The organism is Clostridium tyrobutyricum DSM 2637 = ATCC 25755 = JCM 11008, from assembly GCF_000359585.1.
Classification (GTDB): domain Bacteria; phylum Bacillota; class Clostridia; order Clostridiales; family Clostridiaceae; genus Clostridium_B; species Clostridium_B tyrobutyricum.
The window spans coordinates 40,920-58,252 of the sequence record NZ_APMH01000002.1 but is presented as its reverse complement, the minus strand read 5'-3'; the positions used below and the strand labels follow the sequence as shown (position 1 = coordinate 58,252).

The window sequence follows — 17,333 nt, the reverse complement described above, 5'->3', positions numbered from 1 at the left end:
GCTAGTAAAATAGCTAATCTATGAAATTATCAAAATAATGGAGGTAATAAATATGATTAATGTAAATGATATTGTAGCAGTAGGTGGAGTTTTAGTAGGGGTAATTGGTGGTATCTATGGATTGGTACCTTATTTAAAGAAAAAGAATATTAACACTGAAAAGGTACTTGATACTACAGGAGATGTATTAAAAGCAACAGAGCCACTCATCCAGGTAGCAAAGACAATCCCAAGTCTAAAACCTGCAGCAACACTTGTAGATTGGATTGAACAAAAAGCAGTGGCAGGAGTTAAAGCAGCAGAGCAGCTGGCTCATGCTGGAAGCCTTCAGACGAATGAAGAAAAATTTAAATCTGCACAGGAAACAGTTTATGCAGCGTTAAAAGAAATCAATATAACTCCTACTGAAAATCAGAAGAAATTGATAGATGATTTTATCCAGGAAGCAGTAAATGACCTTGGACATGCTCCTGTAAGTGAAGCTGAAAAGAATGCACAGATTGCTAAGATAAATCAGGATTTGGCTGCAGTACAGGCTGAGAATACTCAGTTAAAGCAGACTATTGCTAGTATTCAAAGTACTGCCGGGAGTGCAGCAGCTCAATAGAAATTTTAAGCCTAGAGTGGGAAAATGCTCTAGGCTTTATTATTTGTTATGAGATAATTTTGATCTCTTTGTGTATTTTTTCCCATTTGAGTGAGAACCTATTTTTTTGCCATGTTCGATACCTATCTCGGCGCCTGCTTCACAATACATTTTTCTTTTTTCAGTGTTAGACTTAGGTCTGTCTTTCATTCTGTTTTTATTATTATCCATTATAAATTTCCTCCCATAAAATTAATAAGTTACAAATATACATAAAGTAAAAAACTTTGCAAATGGAATGTTTTATGGTTCTAAATACTTTCCCTTATAGTATTTACTTAAGTTAAGTATTTTACTCAATTATATAATTATCATAGTACTCTTTACGGTACTGAAAAATACTATCAGGCGCAATTTTCAAAAGAGGATCATATGAGGTTGTGTGAAGTTCTTAAAAATGTGAAAGGCAGATTTATTCTTTCATATAATGACTGTGAATTCGTAAGAGAATTATACAAGGATTTCAATATAGATGAGGTTGAGAGAAATCACAATCTAGTGGGAAAGTACAAAGATAAAGAGTATAAGTATAGTGAGTTAATTATTAGAAATTATTGATACTAATTACAAACTCTGTTGAAGTTAATTTGGCAGAGTTTATTTTTATTGAATGTTGTGAGCAATAAATAAAAAATATAAAGGAAGTAAGCTTTTTATTTATATACAGAGATATTATAAGATAATTAAAGATAAACGGAGTGTTTTTAAAGTTGCAAAAAGACAATGTAATTGTTCAAGTATAAATTGAGGTTGGATATAATGACTTATCGCTACATAACTAAGTTAGAAAAGTTATGCATATCTGGAAAATAGGAGGCGGATATTATACCAATAGAAGATGATTACAGTAAGAAGCTAGATATAGATAACCTTGTACCACTAACTGACATGAACCATAAGTATATACATGAATTATATAAGAAAGATAAAGTAAGAACACAAGAACGATTAAGATTCATATTAAATGAATGGAACAAACAGTTTGCAAGTTAACATATGTAATCATGCAATATTCATACACGTAATGGTAAATAAAGTAAAACAAGGCAAGAGAAAAGATTATAATAAATTCCTATATATAAATCATAAACCTCGAAACTACTGATGCTAGGGGGATATAAGAAAGTTTGGGCTCATCACGTAGCACCACATGGGGGCCTGTTCGTGCACACAAACTCCCTAAATGAATTTTAAAAGTTCATATACTGCACTATGAAAGGAGGAAAAACATTGATATGGCTAGACCTAGGCAACCTATAGACCTGATTGCAGCTAAAGGAAAGAAACACTTAACCAAAGCTGAAATTGAAGAAAGAAAAAATGCAGAAGTGAAAGCCCCAGATGATAATATAAGGGCACCATCTTATTTGGATGGCGATTTAAAAGAGGAATTTGATAGAATAGCTAAGGAATTAATTAGGGTTAAGATAATGTCTAATCTTGATCAAGATGCCTTGGCTAGATTTATTATTGCAAGAAAAATGTATGTAAAAGTCACACAAGAGATGCTTACAGAAACAGATTATTTATTTAATAAGGATATTGTAGGCATACAAGATAAATATTTCAAACAGTGCAGGGCTGCGGCGTCTGATTTAGGATTAACTATATCCAGCAGATGCAAACTTGTAATACCCAAAAACGAAGAGGAAGACAAGCCTAAGAGTAAATGGGATGCGTATAAATGAGGTGATAAATAGTGCTAGATAGAGTAGCAATTTAAAACCTAGAAAGCTAACTACTCTCTAGGTTTTTCAAATCATCATATATTTATTTATACTGAAAAAAGCCAATACATCTACAAGACAATAATAGTATTTCTGTAAAATAAAATTTTATTCATTGTAACAACTCGAATATAAATCTATATAATATAAAGAGGCAAGAAAAAAGTAGAAACATTATATAATTAACTTCATATAATAAAGTAAAGCATATTTTCCTCCTAATAGCTAAAGCCTCGATTGATTTCGGGGCTTTTCTTACATAAAAAAATAACTGACAACTAAGTCAGTTAAAAGAAAAGGACGGCTTTTAATTTTAAGTAATGATAGAACACAACTGTGTTCTCTATAATCATATCATATTCTATAAATTTATTCTAGGTATTGAAATAAATTACATAATTATATATAATTGAATCATAGTTCTTCTTTTGTCATAAAGTTTTTTAGTAAAAACCCTAGTCAAATCTAGGGCTTTTACTGTTGAAATTATTTAATAAAGCGTATATAATAAAATAACACTATAATATTTTTCTTATAGTTCCCTTAAAATAGGTCTTGGTTAATGCCAAGGCTTATTTCTATATGTTTTGTAATTATATGAAAGCTATGTTAAAATATACATGGTATATCTCCTATATACCATAAGTTTTTCACAGCATAGAGAGTCCTATTTAGGGCTCTCTTATTTAATGTAATAAAAGCCAAACTGAAAGCTAGTTAGAGGATGAACATATTACAATATATGCTCACATTGCAAATTTATTACTTGAGTATTATATAACGAAAACTTAACATTGGCTTTATTGTAATTATCAATAGATAGTATATAATAAAATTAAACAGCACCTTGTTTTCTTTGTTTTAATTGTCGACATTTTTTCAATAAAAGCCCTGGATTAAACCAAGGCTTTTATTCATTATCTATACTATTTTTAATTAATTTCCTGTATTCATTCAAGACCCTATCCAATTCTTGACTTACCTTAACTACATCCTTATCCATTAAATTTCCCTTGCTATTTATTAATCTGTATAATTCACTTCTTAATTTCTCTATTTCTAGTAAGACTTCTTCTATGCCTTTCATATGCCACCTCATACAGCTAGTGTATAGAAATTACATTATACTGTAAGTAGTAGTATAACTATATTTTATTTGTATTGTAAAAATAAGCAGGAATTTAAATATATTTGTAGAATACTTAATCTTAACGAAGACATATTTGAATTATAATAATTAAATGTATTTAACATATACTTATATAGGAGAATATTATATGATATGGAAGACACTATAAAAGCAGTTTTAGGCTCTTTTTCTCCAACAGGACTTCGCATTTTGAGGTAACTTTTATAATAGCTTTTATGGCTATCTGTGCACTCTTAATAACGTCGGCTTATAAATATACTAAGTCGGTTGCAAAGGAAACAAAAATTTTTGACTTATCCAAACAGAATCACGAATTGCATAATGATTTATCTAAAGCAGAAGCAATAAATAATAATATACTGAATTCTTTAAACACATTGACAAATTTTTTGTATAGTTCTCAATCAGTTATATTTGATTCTATAGAAAATGAAAATGTAATTGAATAGGGGAACAATTTAAGATAATAAATAATTTAATTTCAAATGATATTGTAGGAAGTAATCAAAAACGAGTGAGCTTATGGGCTTTACGTATAGAAAAAGATAAGAAACCTGTTCTCCAATCATTCTATAGAAGTGCAAATTATACCAGTTATAAAACTGATACAAAATATTTGCCTATTGATGATTCTATTGCAGGCAGAGCTTTCAGAAAAGAAAAAGAAGAATTTGTTTATGATTTAGAAAATGACCCTGATTGGAATGGCTTTTCTGGGAAACAAACGTACAGTGCTATATTGGCAATACCAATTAAAAATTTTGGTGTTTTAACTGTTGATTTTTCTAACAAACCATCCGAACATGAGATTAAGGTGATTGAAGTTTATTGCTATAACATGGCATTATTAAATGCAACTGCCTATCAATCTTATAAATATTGTGATAGAATTAATAATAATGAGGAGGAAGATTAACATGGAAAAGGTATATAAAAATACCGAGCTCAATCTTGCAGATGTGTACAAAAGTTTCGACAAGCTAAACAGTAAATCTTCTAAAAACAAATGGACTAAAAGCATTACAATTATTGACAAGAATATTGACAAGGACAGTAAATTACAAAAATACAGAAATAGAGCTTTTAAGCTTGTGGCACGTTAAATTGATTATGCAAAGGAGACAGAACATTTCGATTTAAAAGTGCGTATAGGATCCAAGGTTAACTTTAATATAAAGAGAGTTCTAATTAAGTTTAGAACTCTCTTTATATTAATATTCCTTATCTCTCAATTCCCTCTCTCTTATCCACTTACCTAATAATATATTTACTAAATTAGATAGACTTTGTTTGTCTTCATCTTTTATTAACTCTACTTGTACTTTCTTTTTTAATTCTGGTTCTATATATAATGTAGTCTTTTCATTCATAGTATATACCTATCAAGGCTTCTATTCATCATCTCTTATATTATAATGGTCTTTTATTATTTTACGTATCATTCCACTAACAGACCTATCTTCATATTCCGCTTCTTTAACAAGCATTGCATAAACTTTTTTAGGAATTATAGATGCAATCATAATATTTTCTTTTTTAATCATATACCTCTTAAAAATAATATGCAAGGTAAGAATATTGGAATTATTAGCTTGTCTAAAATTACAAAAATAAACATTCTTTCTTTAATTCTTTTATTACATTTACCATTTACAAAAGTGAGATTAAGTAAAACAATAAAGATTTGTAGAGCCTTGAATTTACAGGTATCTGAGATAATTTAATGACATCCATTTTGACATCCAAAGCATAAAACTTTTATATATTAGTTACCATACAGTAATGATATTATGCAATATCAAAAATGACTATTTATCAAATGATGATAAATAGTCATTTATTAAAATACTCTGTTACCAATTGGTGGAGGCGAGGGGAGTCGAACCCCTGTCCGAAAGCAGAAACGCCTGAGCATCTCCGAGTGCAGTCCTTATTTTAACATTCCCTCCTTCAGACGCCTAAGGACAGGCTTCTGAATTCAGTAGCTTCATAAATTCCGTTTCCAAGTCAAAGCTTTCCTGGACTCGGGACCCCGCTATCGGCGCCAGGCTCCGGAACGCGGGAAATCCGGACTGACGGCTAGCAGATTACGCTGCTAAAGCTAATTCTTCGTTATTATTTGCGTTTATATTTAAACCCCATAGTTTTTTAACGCGGGTCCACAGGTTCCCTCGACTCGCTTCTCAAACCCAACTTGCCCCCGTCGAAACCAAAATGCGCCCCCATAATGTAAAACGCAAATTGCTCTTTAAGCAAGAACTGCAACAATTAAATACTTGATGCAGTTTTTAATTATAACACTTAAAATGATACAAGTCAAAAAAACTTTTGCCTTATTGTTATTTAATATTTCCTATCACAGCATATTTTATACTGCATAACTTATTAGTATACTAATTTGTCCGGGGGAAAAATATGAATATTGTACTTACAAATCTCCACTTTATATATCTTATATTCATAGTTGTAATAATTGTTGCAATGATAATGAAAAGGGATATATCCTTGATATGTATAGTCGGAATTTTTATTCTTGGGATAGTCGGAACTGCATCTGTTTCAAAATCCCTCATTGGAGTATTCAACAGTCTTGTATATGCAACCAAAGAGCTTATGCCAACCATATTTATAATTTCTATAATAACTGCCATGAGCAATGTATTGGTTACTTCCGGGATAAATAAAGAGATGGTTAAACCTTTTGGCAAGATAATCAAATCACCAGCATCTGCCTATTGGGTAATAGGTATTGTGATGATGGCACTTTCCTGGCTTTTCTGGCCGTCTCCTGCAGTAGCTTTAATAGGGGCACTGTTTCTTCCTATAGCTAAAAAAGTTGGACTGCCTGCAATAGGGGCTGCAGTTGCAATGAACTTGTTTGGGCATGGTATAGCACTGTCCAGTGATTTTATAATACAAGCAGCTCCAAAGCTTACAGCAGATGCAGCTGGTATACCTGTATCCAAAGTAATATCTGCCAGTGTACCCCTTACTATTGTAATGGGTGCAGTTACTACTATAACTGCATTTTACATGCTTAGAAAGGATATGAAAAGGGGAAAAATCAATACGGATTTTGATTTGGAAGATGAAGCGAATGAAGAGTCACAAATGGTTATCCCACAAACTTTTAGAAAAACACTGGCAGCTATAATAATTGCTGTTTTCATATTAGATATATTCCTCATGTATACCTATAAATTTCAAGGAGGGGATGCTACAGCACTTATAGGTGGAACTGCAGTATTTATCCTCAGTATAATTTCAATTATATATTATAAAAAGGCATCTCTTGAAAAAATAACTGACAACATTGTGGCGGGGCTTCAATTTGGATTTAAAATATTTGGTGTTGTAATTCCAATAGCCGCATTTTTTTACCTTGGGGATTCAGCCTTTGGTGAAATTTTTGGAAATATACTTCCAAAACATTCCCAGGGAATAGTAAATGACCTCGGAGTTGCACTTTCTAGTATAGTACCTCTGAATCCATTTGTAGCTTCTGGAACCTTGACTGCAGTAGGTGCTATAACAGGTCTCGATGGATCTGGATTTTCAGGTATATCCCTTGTCGGTTCCATAGCCCACATGTTTTCCATTTCACTTGGTGGAGGAATAGATGTACTTACAGCGCTTGGACAGATAGCGGCTATATATGTAGGTGGAGGGACTATAATACCATGGGCGGTTATACCTGTAGCTGCAATATGCAAAGTAGATGCCTTTGAACTCACCAAGAGAAATTTGATACCTGTTGTAATAGGTCTGGTTGTTACAACTATATTTGCAGTATTTTTAATGTGATAAGTCTATGTAAAACCCCAGCAGTACATCTGCTGGAGAGTTTATTTTTTACCTGATTTTTTCTTTAATTTCTTTAAAGCTCTTTCTACGGTTTGATTGTCAGGAGAAATCTCCATGACTTTTTCATAATGCTCTATGGCTTTTAGATAGTCATGGTTGTTTTGATACAGAATAGCTATATTTAGATTGTACAGTTCATTGTCAGGATCTATTTCCAGTGCTTTTGTTATATAGGATATTCCCTTGTCATATTCTTTCAATTTATTATATAAAAGTCCAATATTATTATAAGCTTCATGGTAATCACGGGATATTTTTATGCACATTTGAAAATATTCCAATGATTTATCATAGTCGTTTAGATTGTCAAAATACAAAATCCCCAAATTATTATAGGCAAGCAAATACTCTGGATCTAACTCAATAGCATGTTTGTAGTCTGAGAGTGTATTTTGATATTTTTTCATGCATTTATATGAAAATCCCCTTGAAGTGTATACTTCTGGGTTGTCCGGATCTAATTCCAGTGATTTATTATAGTAGTCTATTGATGTTCTAAAATCTTTTAACGTGCCATAGATAGCACCTAAATTATTATAGGCACTTATATATTTGGGGTCAACTTCCAGTATCTTTTCAAAATCCTGTTTTGCTCTCTCCAAATCCCCAAGCTTTTTATATAATACCCCTCTGTCATTATAACAGTCTATATACTCTGGTTCTATATCCAATGCTTTTCCATAGTACTCGAAAGCTAATTCATAGTTATTTTCATCGTAATACAAACATGCCAGATGATAGCAGTATTTTGCATTGCCAGGGTCCATTTCTATAGCTTTACAGTACATTTTGATTGCAGCATCTGTATTGTCAAGCATTAATGATGACATTCCCTTGTAATAGTATATTTTACTGTGTTCAATGTTTATTTTAAGAGCACTGTCGCATGTATTGATTGTATCTTCATATTTTTTTAAGTCGAAAAGTATTTTTGATTTTTTTATATATAAATCAGGGTAGTAGGGAAATGCTTTTAGACCAATATCACAATTATCCAGTGCTTGATCATAGAGTCCAAGTTCAACAAGTGCAGAAATTCTATGAATATACACATGGGGAATATTGGAATTTAGTTCTATGGATTTCCCGTAGGATTCAACAGCATCTTCGAATTTTTCAAGTTTGCATAGAAGATTACCTTTATTGTCATATAATACAGGTGAGGTGTTGTTGATGATTTCAGCTCTGTTATATAGATTTAAAGCTTCTTTATATTTGTTCATTTTTTCAAATAACAAAGCTTTCGAATAATAGGCTTCCCAGTTTTCAGGATTTAACTTTATGGATTCATTTATATACATTTCAGCTTTTTTGAATGAGTTTAAGATTTTTAATGTATTACCAAGCAGCAGATAGATTTTGGAGTCTGCTTTTGGATCTTTCATAATGTCTTTTAGGAGTTCATGGCATTTTTCAAATTCATCAGCGTAAAAATAGCATTGAGCCAGTTTATAGTGACAATCTGGTTTATTTTTATATTCATCAATCAAATAATCATTGGAGGAAATGAACATTGCTTTTATATCCGAGTTATATGGATATTTTTCCAATAAATCATGGAATAGTTCCCTGGACTGCCCAAATTTCCCCATGCAAAAACAGCAATATGCAAGTCCATATGCAGCACTAGTACTGTTGGGGAGAATTTTAACAGCCTTGCTGTAGTCTTTATAGGATTCATGAAGCTTTCCAAGTCTTAAAAGTGCAATGCCGCGATTTAAATGGGCATCAAAATCATCTTCATGTGATTCTATAACTTTAGAGAATATTTTGATAGCTTTAGACAGATTGTTTGTTGTTAAATAGTATCTTCCATCTAAAATTTTCAAATCTGGATGACAGGGATACATTTTAGCAGCACTGTCTATTGATTTTCTGGCATCATATATATTATTTGCATTAAGGTGACGAACAGCATTATAGTAGTTTGCTATATATTTATCATAATTTATATTCAATCCATTTTTAAATAGATTATATCTAAAGGTTGTTGGCCTCTTTATACTATCCAATACAAAATTTATAAAATCAGGATGGAAAATATTATACAGTTGTTCAGCTTTATCACTCCATAAAAAATGATCATCAAGTATTTTCCATATTTTATGGGGAAGATAATAGTTGACCATTAAAAAATTGAGAAGTTCATAACTTATTTCTTCAGATGTATCGATTTGAAAGCATATGTCTTCATTTAATAAGTCATACCATTTATTTTCATCTATCCTCTGAAAAAAGTCATTGTATATAATATTTACTTTTGATATCCATTGTTTTATTGGAGAATTTTGCATTATGTCAATGTCATTATTTGAAGAAATGTCCTGATTGTCTGGATCGTATTTCAGTGCAGCTTCATAGGCTTCCCTTAAAGCTTGAAATCCTTCAGGATCATCTTCAGGATGATGTAAATTCAATTGTGATGCATAAGCTTCTTTTATAGCGGATTTATCTTCTGTAGGCTCTATCCCTAATATATCCCAAAAACTCATAATTACCTCCTTATATCATAATAAAATTATTAAAATTCCTTCATCTGTTCAATTTGAGCAAATATCATTTTTAATTTCTTTGCAGCTTCTTCTATTTCATGATCATCCTGTCTATTTAAAATATCTTCAAAAACTTGTAAATTATAATCCAGCAATTCTCTAATTTTACCTGTGGATTCCTCGTATAATCTTTCCCCTTTGGCCATAATAAGTTTATTTTCTTCCTTTTCTCTAGGATGAATTTTAATACTGCTAAGTTCTTGAAATCTTTTTTCAATTTCATCTTTTGACATGTAACCTGGATTTTTTTCTATTATGGCTCTTTTCTTCAATCCATTTGAAAGTACAGTTACTTCAACTTCCAAAATGCCATTTATGTCATAAGTATATCTTACGTCAATGGCCTGCTCTCCTGCAGGTGAAGGGGGCACATCAATATTTATCTCACCAAGTAGTATATTGTTTTTAGAAAGTCTGCTTTCACCTTGAAGTATTTCAATATTTATTTTCTCCTGGTTGTCCTGTATAGTGTAAAGACGTTCACTTTTACTTACTGGAATTACTGTATTTCTTTCAATTATAGGACAAAAATGTCCTGGTTCGTAGTATCCATCAGGCTTTCTTATTGATATATCAGTACCTAAAGTATAAGGACACACATCTGTAAGTACTATTTCCTTCAAATGCCTGTTCCTCTCTTTCATTGCAGCCTGTATTCCTGCTCCAAGAGCTACAGCTTCATCTGGATTTATATTTACACTTGGTATACGCCCAAATAATTTACTTACGAAAGTTCGTATAATGGGAAGTTTTGTAGCACCTCCAACTAAAACTATAGAGTCAATTTCACTTGCTTTTATTTTAGCATCGCTTAGGGCTCTTTCTATAGGCCTCCTTAGTTTTGAAATTAAACTTTGGCAGTCTCTTTCGTAGTCATCTATTTTTAAAGTGTAATCAAGTAATTTGTCTTTTATCTTACATTTTATTGAAACCTCTTTGGCTGTGGAAAATTTAATTTTAGCCATTTCCGACTGTTCCTTTATATATGCTGCAGTTTTGTATTCAATATCCTCCAGTTTTAAATTATTGTGTTCCAGGAAGAGTGACATAATGATATTGGTAAAATCTTCTCCCCCAAGATAGTTGTCACCAGCTACAGCCCTTACTTCCATTATATTTTTGTAAAGTTCCAGTATTGATACATCAAAAGTACCTCCACCTAGATCAAAAACTAAAAATTTGCTATTGGATTCTCTCTCGTACAATCCGTAAGCTATGGCTGCTGCAGTGGGCTCGTTTATGAGTCTTTCTATCTTTAATCCTGCAAGCTCTCCAGCTCTTTTTGTAGCTTTTCTCTGGGTATCGTTAAAATATGCAGGGACACTTATAATGGCTTCTTCCACAGATTGTCCAAGATATGATTCGGCATCTTGTTTCAGCGATCTGATTATAAGTGAAGAAAGTTCTTCAGGCAGGAATTCCTTATTTCCCAATTTAAATAATTTCTTTGAACCCATATTTCTCTTGAATACACTTGCCGTCATGTCCGGATGTGTTATAAGGCGTTCTTTTGCAATTTTGCCTATGAATATTTGTCCTGAATCATCTACACTTACTACCGATGGAGTCAGATTTTCGCCGAAAACATTTGGTATTATTACGGATTTTTCATTGTTCCAGTATGAAACAAGGCTGTTTGTAGTTCCTAAATCTATTCCTAAGATTGGCATTTCAATTCCTCCTCTAAAAAGTCACAAGCTGAATTTAAATTTTGTGAAATTAATTTGTCGTTTGGGTATTTTGAAAGTATTTTAGTATATATATCTTTTGCCTCTTGATAATTTCCCATGTACAGACAGCAATCCCCAAGCTGGTATTGAACTCTTGTGTTTTCAGGATCAATACTCAGGCATTTTCTATAATCTTCATATGCCATGCTAAGTTTTCCTGATTTTATATAAGTATCAGCTCTATTCAAATGGGCATAAAAATCATTATCGTCTTTATTTATAACATGGGAGAAATTTTCGATAGCTTTATCAATCCTATTGATTTCAACATGGTAACTGCCTTCAAGGATAATTAGGTCAGGATGTCCGTCAAAGATTTGCTTTGCCTGAAGGATTGACTTTTGGGCAGTATGGAGATTTTTGTTTTGCAGTGAAAAATAAGCTTTGTAATATAAATTTATGAAATCATCATATGAACCATTTATTTTTGATTTGAACAGATCGTATCTTAACCTATATTGGTTGTTTATATTTGATATTACAAATTGTATGAAATCCTTTGGATAGGATTTTGAAAGTTCCCTACTTCCACTTTTCCACTGAAAATGTTGATCCAGTAAAGTCCATATCTGATAGGGAAGATTGTAATTGGACATGAGAAAATGCATTAGTTTATCACCCATAATATCCATATACCAATTGTATTTGTTTGAAGCATTGTGTATAAGAGCATCCCATTTTTCAGGATCAATTCTTAAAGAGAAATTATTATACAGTTCTCTAAGATCATCGTGGAATTTTGCATCATTATCTTTATTATTATAGGAATTATTTTTTAATTTTTTGAAAAAATTAATCATGATGACTTTACATCTCCTGTATATATTTTGTATAACTTAAATTTTACAGTAAAATTTCTAAATTTTCTACATGTAATTGAGAAAGTTAAATGAAGAATGTTTTATACATTTGGATTGGCAGCAAGAATAATTTTTTTGGGCTGTATTCATTAATAGTTATAACAGGAATATAATATAGTTTTCATGCTGTAGAGGTCGGGATGCTTGCAAACAAAGCCATAGGAATAAGTTGTCTCTTCCCAATATAATATATGGAAAATGTGGCACAAGGCGGGGAAGCTGCAGGAGTTCCAAAAGTTGCTATAAAAATAGGCGTGTCAATGATTAATTATATTATAGGAATGACCATTTTATAAGTGTACTTTTTAATGCAAAACATGCTATATGACTTACAGCCGATAATGGAGTTGAAGTACTTATCCATGTTGAAATAGATACAGTCAAACTTGGAGGTAAATATTTTAAAGCCTATGCTGATACTGGGGTCAAAGTTGAAAAAGGAGAGGTTCTGGTAGAATTTGATATTGAAAAGATAAAAGAAGCAGGATATGATATAACTACATGTGTACTTGTTACCAATGCAGATTAATATTCAGATGTTGCATCCAAAGATGACACTGAAATAAGCATAGGTGATGGTTTTATAAGTGTGATAAAATAAATAAAAAAAGGAGAGACAGTTTATGAAAAAAGTACTATGCATAGGAGAGCTTCTTATCGATTTTATATGTACGGATATAGGAGTATCTCTTTCTTCAGGAGATAATTTCTTGAAAAAGGCAGGTGGAGCCCCTGCAAATGTTACATCAGCTATATCAAGATTAGGTGGAAAGGCTAGCTTTGGGGGAAGCGTTGGACAAGACCCGTTTGGAGATTTCCTTGAAAACAGTCTTGTAAAAGAAGGAGTAGATACTACTTTCTTGAAGAGAGAAGGCAAGCCAACTACTATGTCATTTGTTTCAGTTCAAGAAGATGGAGAAAGAGATTTTGTATTTGCAAGAGGTGCAGACGAAATTTATGAACCAGATGAAAAAGAAGCTAAGGAAATGGAAAGTTTTGATATATTCCATTTTGGGTCAGCTACAGCTCTTTTAGGTGGTTCACTTAGAGATACATATGACAAGTTTTTTGCTTATGCAGAAAAAAGTCAAAAATTAATATGCTTTGATCCAAATTATAGAGATAATCTATGGGCTGGAAGAGATCAGGAATTTATAGAGCTGTCTAAAAAGTACATAGCAAAATCTGACATAGTAAAGGTAAGTGATGCAGAAGCATGTCTTATAACAGGTATATCCGATGTAAAAGATGCAGCACTTGCACTTTCAAAACTTGGAGAAACTGTGCTTCTTGTAACTCTTGGAAAAGAAGGGACTTTGATTATTGCAGGGGATCATGTTGAAACTGTAGGTTCCGTGAAGATAAAATCAGTTGATTCTACAGGTGCAGGAGATGCCTTTGTAGGAGCTCTTCTATATAAAATGGCATATTCTGATTCCAAAGATATTTTAAAAGACAATAATGCATTTTCCAATATTGTAAAATTTGCAAATGCAGTAGGTGCATTAACTTGTACAGAAATGGGTGCAACAGAAGCATTGCCTACATTGGACAAGGTTAATAAATTTTTACAGTAATTGGGAGAGACTTTAACCTGCTCTTTTACTGAACATATGGTATGACAAGGATGGTTGTTATTCTGGAAGTTATATTGAAGTCAATAAAAAATTGCATATTACATATACCTGAAATATGAAAGACAAAGATGGAGACAGAGAGGCTTATTAGTGTGTGCTGTATTTAAAGTATGGAAGAAAGTCTTTCAAACTATAAAAAAATCCCCTTGTAAAAAATCAAAGGATAAAGATATATCAGCAACCTGCAGCTGAACTTAAAAATTTGAATAATTTTAATTCTGATTTATATGAGATGAAAATACGTTTTAGTGTAAAGCACACTGAAAAATTGTCATTGCATTTGAGATGCAATCAAGATAAATTTGCAAATGTTCAATTTCAAGTGACGTATTGGCTGTAGATAGAAAGACTATACATTTGGGAATAAAAGAAGTGTAGGGTTGCCTCACAGTGACAATTTAGAGTTGCATGTTTTTTCTGACAGGTCATCTTTTGAGATATTTGTAAATGATGGTGAAGAAATTTTTTCATTGAGAGCATATATGGATGATAGATACCTGGACACCAAAGTTGAGGCACATGGAAAAGTCTCAGTAGTCAATGCCGTATATTATAGAATATAGTAAATTTTATATAATAAAAACTCTATGCAGACCTTCATCTCATAGAGTTTTTATTGTTTATTTAAATTTATTTTTGACAATATCTATTACTTGCGAAAGATCTCTTGCCTGTGCAAAGAGTTTATCCTTCACATCATCGGGAATCTGTATTAAATCCGGAATCCATATAGGTTTTATATGTGCACGAATAGCAGCTATTATACCATTTGTAGAATCTTCCATGACGATGGCATTGTCAGTATTTATATTAAAAAATTCACAGGGCTTTAAAAAAATTTCAGGATTTGGTTTGCTTTCTTTAAGTTCCTCTCCACTTATTATATAGTCAATATCATCATATACACCTGCGTGGCACACATTGTATTCAACAATACTTCTTTTGCTTGAAGATGCAACAGCTATTTTGATTTTGTTTTCTTTAAAAAAATCCATAAGCTCAATAAGCCCTGGTTTTATAGGTACTCCATACTTATGTATCGTATCTTTGAATTTCTTTTCTTTATAGGATAATACTTTTTCAAGAGGGAAGTCTTTCCCAAAAGTGTCAATAAGTATTTTATTCCTTCTTTTGCTGCTGGCACCTGTAGTTTTTGCAAATACAGAATCATCAAATTTGTAATTATACAAGTTACCTGCTTCCATATAGGCATTGTGCATAATTTTCTCAGTATCAAACATTAATCCGTCCATATCAAATATGGCAAGTTTTAAGTCTGTCATAATATTATTCAGTCCTTTCTTGAAGTATAGTTGTTTATTAAGATTTTGCACATATTTTATCTATATAATACAATATGTTGTCATTACAAGTGTAGTGATAAATCAGGCGCATTTCAACCATACTAAAACAAGTACGTATTTTAAAGAAGGGAAGGATTAAATGGAGATTGGAAATAATATTAAAAAGATTAATTTTTGGTTTTTAACATTGAGTATAATTATAATACTTTGTATATGTATAAACAACCCTGTAGGTGCCTCCATAAAGGTAAGACCTTTGGACTTTAATTTAGTTGATCAATATGGAAAAATCCATAATCTTAGCAGTTACAAGGGAAAGACTGTATTTTTGAATTTTTGGGCAACATGGTGTCCTCCTTGCAGAGTAGAAATATGTGATATAGATAAAATATACAGACAATATGGAAATAATAAAAATAATGTCATAATTCTAGGAGTAGCTGCACCGGACATTGAAAATGAAATTTCCAAACAGGGTATTACAGATTTTCTAAATAAAAATGGATATGATTTTCCCGTTCTATTTGATATTGGAGGAAATGTTATGGATGAATACAATATAGGTGCATTTCCAACTACTTTTTTAATCAACAAGGAAGGTGATTTAAGTAGGATTATTGAAGGCTCCATAAATAAAGATGAGATGAATTATCTAATAAACAATATAAAATAAAAAATCACGGGGATATTCTTATTTGTAATTTTATCCCTGTGATTTTCTATTTGAATAAAGTTTAATTATTTTTTCTCAAGTACTGCATCTCCACCTGTTCTATTAAAGGTGTCAATAAATTCATCAACTATATTGTTCATAGTTTCCTCCATATTTATGGATCTTATAAAATCCCAGCCCAGCCATTTGAATTTAAAGCCTTCGGGTATGTTATTATTTACATTGGGGTTTAATGAAGGATATAGATTGTCTGCACACTTGGTGCCAAATTCGGTGCCAAGAAGGCTATCTGTTAAAACACTTACTTCATCAAGTTTGGATTTTTTTGTGAGAATAAAGGATGGACTGATCATTGCACCATCTTCTGGACATACTATCTTCAAATTTGGCTTATCAGGACAAGCATTTGCAAAAAACCATGGGATTATATAGATAGCCGCACCATCTCTGCTTGAAACCGCAGCTGATTTTGCCATTTGAGCTGGATGCCAGGTGTTTTTGGAGTTTTCTGCAAGGGCTTTCACTCCTTCATCTCCAAAGTCTTTATAATAGTAGAGAAGTTGATCTTCATGTATATCACCATCGCAGCCACCTATTATTATTTTACCTTTATATATGGGATCCAGTAAATCGGCCCAGGTTTTTGGTACAGGAAGTTTTCCCAATTTATTCTTGTCTATGAGCATTACCTCAGAAGATACAGAGTATATTGAGTATATACCTTCGGGATCAATCAGCCCAAGCCCATCAAAATCTTTATTTATATTTTTATCTTGGGGTGATTTGAAATATCCTCTATATGCGAAGTTGTCTAATATGCTGCTTTTAAAAGTATTTCTATAGCCTAATGCTGTAAATACATCTGGTAAATCATCAAAATTTGAGGATTTCAATAATTCCTCAATGTGTTCTTTGCTGTGGCAGCCTGTAGGGGTATAACATTTTAAGATTTTATCCGTAGCTTGTTTATATTTTTGAAGAGTGTTTTCTAGATTCTCCCTAAAAATTTTTTTCATGGGGCAGCTGGTTAAGCCTATAAGGTTAAGACCATTGAGATTGCTATCATCAGTTATAAGCATACTGTCTAGAGCTTCATTCATAAATTGACCTCCTTGAAAATTATTCTAAATTTTCTTATATAAGCTAGTAATTCTATTATAAAAATTAATAACATAAAATTCAATACTTTT

At 31.9% G+C, this 17,333-nt stretch carries 18 protein-coding genes, 1 other RNA gene and 3 pseudogenes; 12 read left to right on the top strand and 10 right to left on the bottom strand.

Annotated elements, in window-relative coordinates; translation table 11 throughout:
- Positions 1-52 precede the first annotated feature (52 nt).
- On the top strand, positions 53-607 hold the full coding sequence (locus J418_RS0101360) for a hypothetical protein (RefSeq protein WP_017894634.1): 555 nt from the start codon (positions 53-55) through the stop codon (positions 605-607).
- Between the two features lie 39 nt (positions 608-646).
- Here the strand turns inward: J418_RS0101360 and J418_RS16540 are convergent, their stop codons facing one another.
- A complete protein-coding gene (locus tag J418_RS16540; RefSeq protein ID WP_017751634.1) occupies positions 647-817 on the bottom strand; it encodes a hypothetical protein in 171 nt (56 codons plus the stop codon).
- Between the two features lie 144 nt (positions 818-961).
- On the opposite strand from J418_RS16540, the pseudogene J418_RS0101350 reads away from it, so the two are divergent.
- A pseudogene (locus tag J418_RS0101350) lies at positions 962-1,204 on the top strand (DNA adenine methylase); the annotation flags it as partial.
- Positions 1,205-1,881: 677 nt separating this feature from the next.
- Positions 1,882-2,334, top strand: a complete 453-nt coding sequence (locus tag J418_RS0101345; protein WP_017894632.1) for a phage terminase small subunit P27 family — start codon at positions 1,882-1,884, stop codon at positions 2,332-2,334.
- 949 nt (positions 2,335-3,283) lie between these two features.
- Here J418_RS0101345 and J418_RS0101340 read toward each other — a convergent pair.
- Positions 3,284-3,460, bottom strand: a complete 177-nt coding sequence (locus J418_RS0101340; RefSeq protein ID WP_017894631.1) for an aspartyl-phosphate phosphatase Spo0E family protein — start codon at positions 3,458-3,460, stop codon at positions 3,284-3,286.
- Between the two features lie 577 nt (positions 3,461-4,037).
- Here J418_RS0101340 and J418_RS0101330 point away from each other — a divergent pair.
- Together J418_RS0101330 and J418_RS0101325 are read left to right on the top strand one after the other, a co-directional pair.
- Positions 4,038-4,439, top strand: a complete 402-nt coding sequence (locus J418_RS0101330) for a GAF domain-containing protein (RefSeq protein ID WP_017894629.1) — start codon at positions 4,038-4,040, stop codon at positions 4,437-4,439.
- A 1-nt stretch (position 4,440) separates the two neighbouring features.
- Positions 4,441-4,626, top strand: coding sequence for a hypothetical protein (locus J418_RS0101325; protein WP_017894628.1), 186 nt, complete (start codon positions 4,441-4,443; stop codon positions 4,624-4,626).
- Positions 4,627-4,734: 108 nt separating this feature from the next.
- Here J418_RS0101325 and J418_RS16535 read toward each other — a convergent pair whose 3' ends face one another.
- Positions 4,735-4,893: a hypothetical protein gene (locus tag J418_RS16535; RefSeq protein WP_017894627.1), complete on the bottom strand. Its 159-nt coding sequence runs from the start codon at positions 4,891-4,893 to the stop codon at positions 4,735-4,737.
- A 21-nt stretch (positions 4,894-4,914) separates the two neighbouring features.
- Complete coding sequence (locus J418_RS16925; protein WP_254903704.1) at positions 4,915-5,046, bottom strand: hypothetical protein; 132 nt, start codon at positions 5,044-5,046, stop codon at positions 4,915-4,917.
- A 39-nt stretch (positions 5,047-5,085) separates the two neighbouring features.
- Between J418_RS16925 and J418_RS17045 the strand changes: the two genes are divergently transcribed.
- The gene (locus J418_RS17045; RefSeq protein ID WP_136710855.1) at positions 5,086-5,247 is read left to right on the top strand and encodes a helix-turn-helix domain-containing protein; all 162 of its coding nucleotides are present in this window, start codon (positions 5,086-5,088) and stop codon (positions 5,245-5,247) included.
- Positions 5,248-5,384: 137 nt separating this feature from the next.
- On the opposite strand, the gene ssrA is transcribed toward J418_RS17045, so the two are convergent.
- Positions 5,385-5,747: a transfer-messenger RNA gene (gene ssrA / locus J418_RS16010) on the bottom strand.
- Positions 5,748-5,938: 191 nt separating this feature from the next.
- Here ssrA and J418_RS0101310 point away from each other — a divergent pair.
- Complete coding sequence (locus J418_RS0101310) at positions 5,939-7,327, top strand: hypothetical protein (RefSeq protein ID WP_017751637.1); 1,389 nt, start codon at positions 5,939-5,941, stop codon at positions 7,325-7,327.
- Between the two features lie 41 nt (positions 7,328-7,368).
- On the opposite strand, the gene J418_RS0101305 is transcribed toward J418_RS0101310, so the two are convergent.
- From J418_RS0101305 to J418_RS0101295, 3 genes are read right to left on the bottom strand one after another with little or no spacing between them, the layout of a single operon-like run.
- The gene (locus J418_RS0101305) at positions 7,369-9,879 is read right to left on the bottom strand and encodes a J domain-containing protein (protein ID WP_017894625.1); all 2,511 of its coding nucleotides are present in this window, start codon (positions 9,877-9,879) and stop codon (positions 7,369-7,371) included.
- A 29-nt stretch (positions 9,880-9,908) separates the two neighbouring features.
- On the bottom strand, positions 9,909-11,609 hold the full coding sequence (locus J418_RS0101300) for a molecular chaperone HscC (RefSeq protein WP_017894624.1): 1,701 nt from the start codon (positions 11,607-11,609) through the stop codon (positions 9,909-9,911).
- Entirely contained in the window at positions 11,597-12,469 is an 873-nt protein-coding gene (locus tag J418_RS0101295; RefSeq protein ID WP_017894623.1) for a tetratricopeptide repeat protein, read from the bottom strand. The genes J418_RS0101300 and J418_RS0101295 overlap by 13 nt, the downstream gene beginning before the upstream one ends.
- 400 nt (positions 12,470-12,869) lie before the next feature.
- Between J418_RS0101295 and J418_RS17040 the strand changes: the two are divergent.
- The 4 genes and pseudogenes from J418_RS17040 to J418_RS0101275 all read left to right on the top strand — a co-directional run.
- A pseudogene (locus J418_RS17040) lies at positions 12,870-13,058 on the top strand (PTS glucose transporter subunit IIA); the annotation flags it as partial.
- A gap of 94 nt (positions 13,059-13,152) precedes the next feature.
- Entirely contained in the window at positions 13,153-14,106 is a 954-nt protein-coding gene (locus tag J418_RS0101285; RefSeq protein ID WP_017894621.1) for a carbohydrate kinase family protein, read from the top strand.
- Between the two features lie 28 nt (positions 14,107-14,134).
- On the top strand, positions 14,135-14,218 hold the full coding sequence (locus J418_RS17035) for a glycoside hydrolase family 32 protein (protein ID WP_145915619.1): 84 nt from the start codon (positions 14,135-14,137) through the stop codon (positions 14,216-14,218).
- A gap of 322 nt (positions 14,219-14,540) precedes the next feature.
- Positions 14,541-14,729, top strand: a pseudogene (locus J418_RS0101275) (GH32 C-terminal domain-containing protein); the annotation flags it as partial.
- A gap of 57 nt (positions 14,730-14,786) precedes the next feature.
- Here the strand turns inward: J418_RS0101275 and J418_RS0101270 are convergent.
- On the bottom strand, positions 14,787-15,449 hold the full coding sequence (locus tag J418_RS0101270; RefSeq protein WP_017751645.1) for an HAD family hydrolase: 663 nt from the start codon (positions 15,447-15,449) through the stop codon (positions 14,787-14,789).
- Positions 15,450-15,609: 160 nt separating this feature from the next.
- Between J418_RS0101270 and J418_RS0101265 the strand changes: the two genes are divergently transcribed.
- A complete protein-coding gene (locus J418_RS0101265; protein ID WP_017894620.1) occupies positions 15,610-16,143 on the top strand; it encodes a peroxiredoxin family protein in 534 nt (177 codons plus the stop codon).
- A gap of 65 nt (positions 16,144-16,208) precedes the next feature.
- On the opposite strand, the gene J418_RS0101260 is transcribed toward J418_RS0101265, so the two are convergent.
- Positions 16,209-17,243, bottom strand: coding sequence for an ABC transporter substrate-binding protein (locus J418_RS0101260; protein WP_017751647.1), 1,035 nt, complete (start codon positions 17,241-17,243; stop codon positions 16,209-16,211).
- Positions 17,244-17,333: the final 90 nt, after the last annotated feature.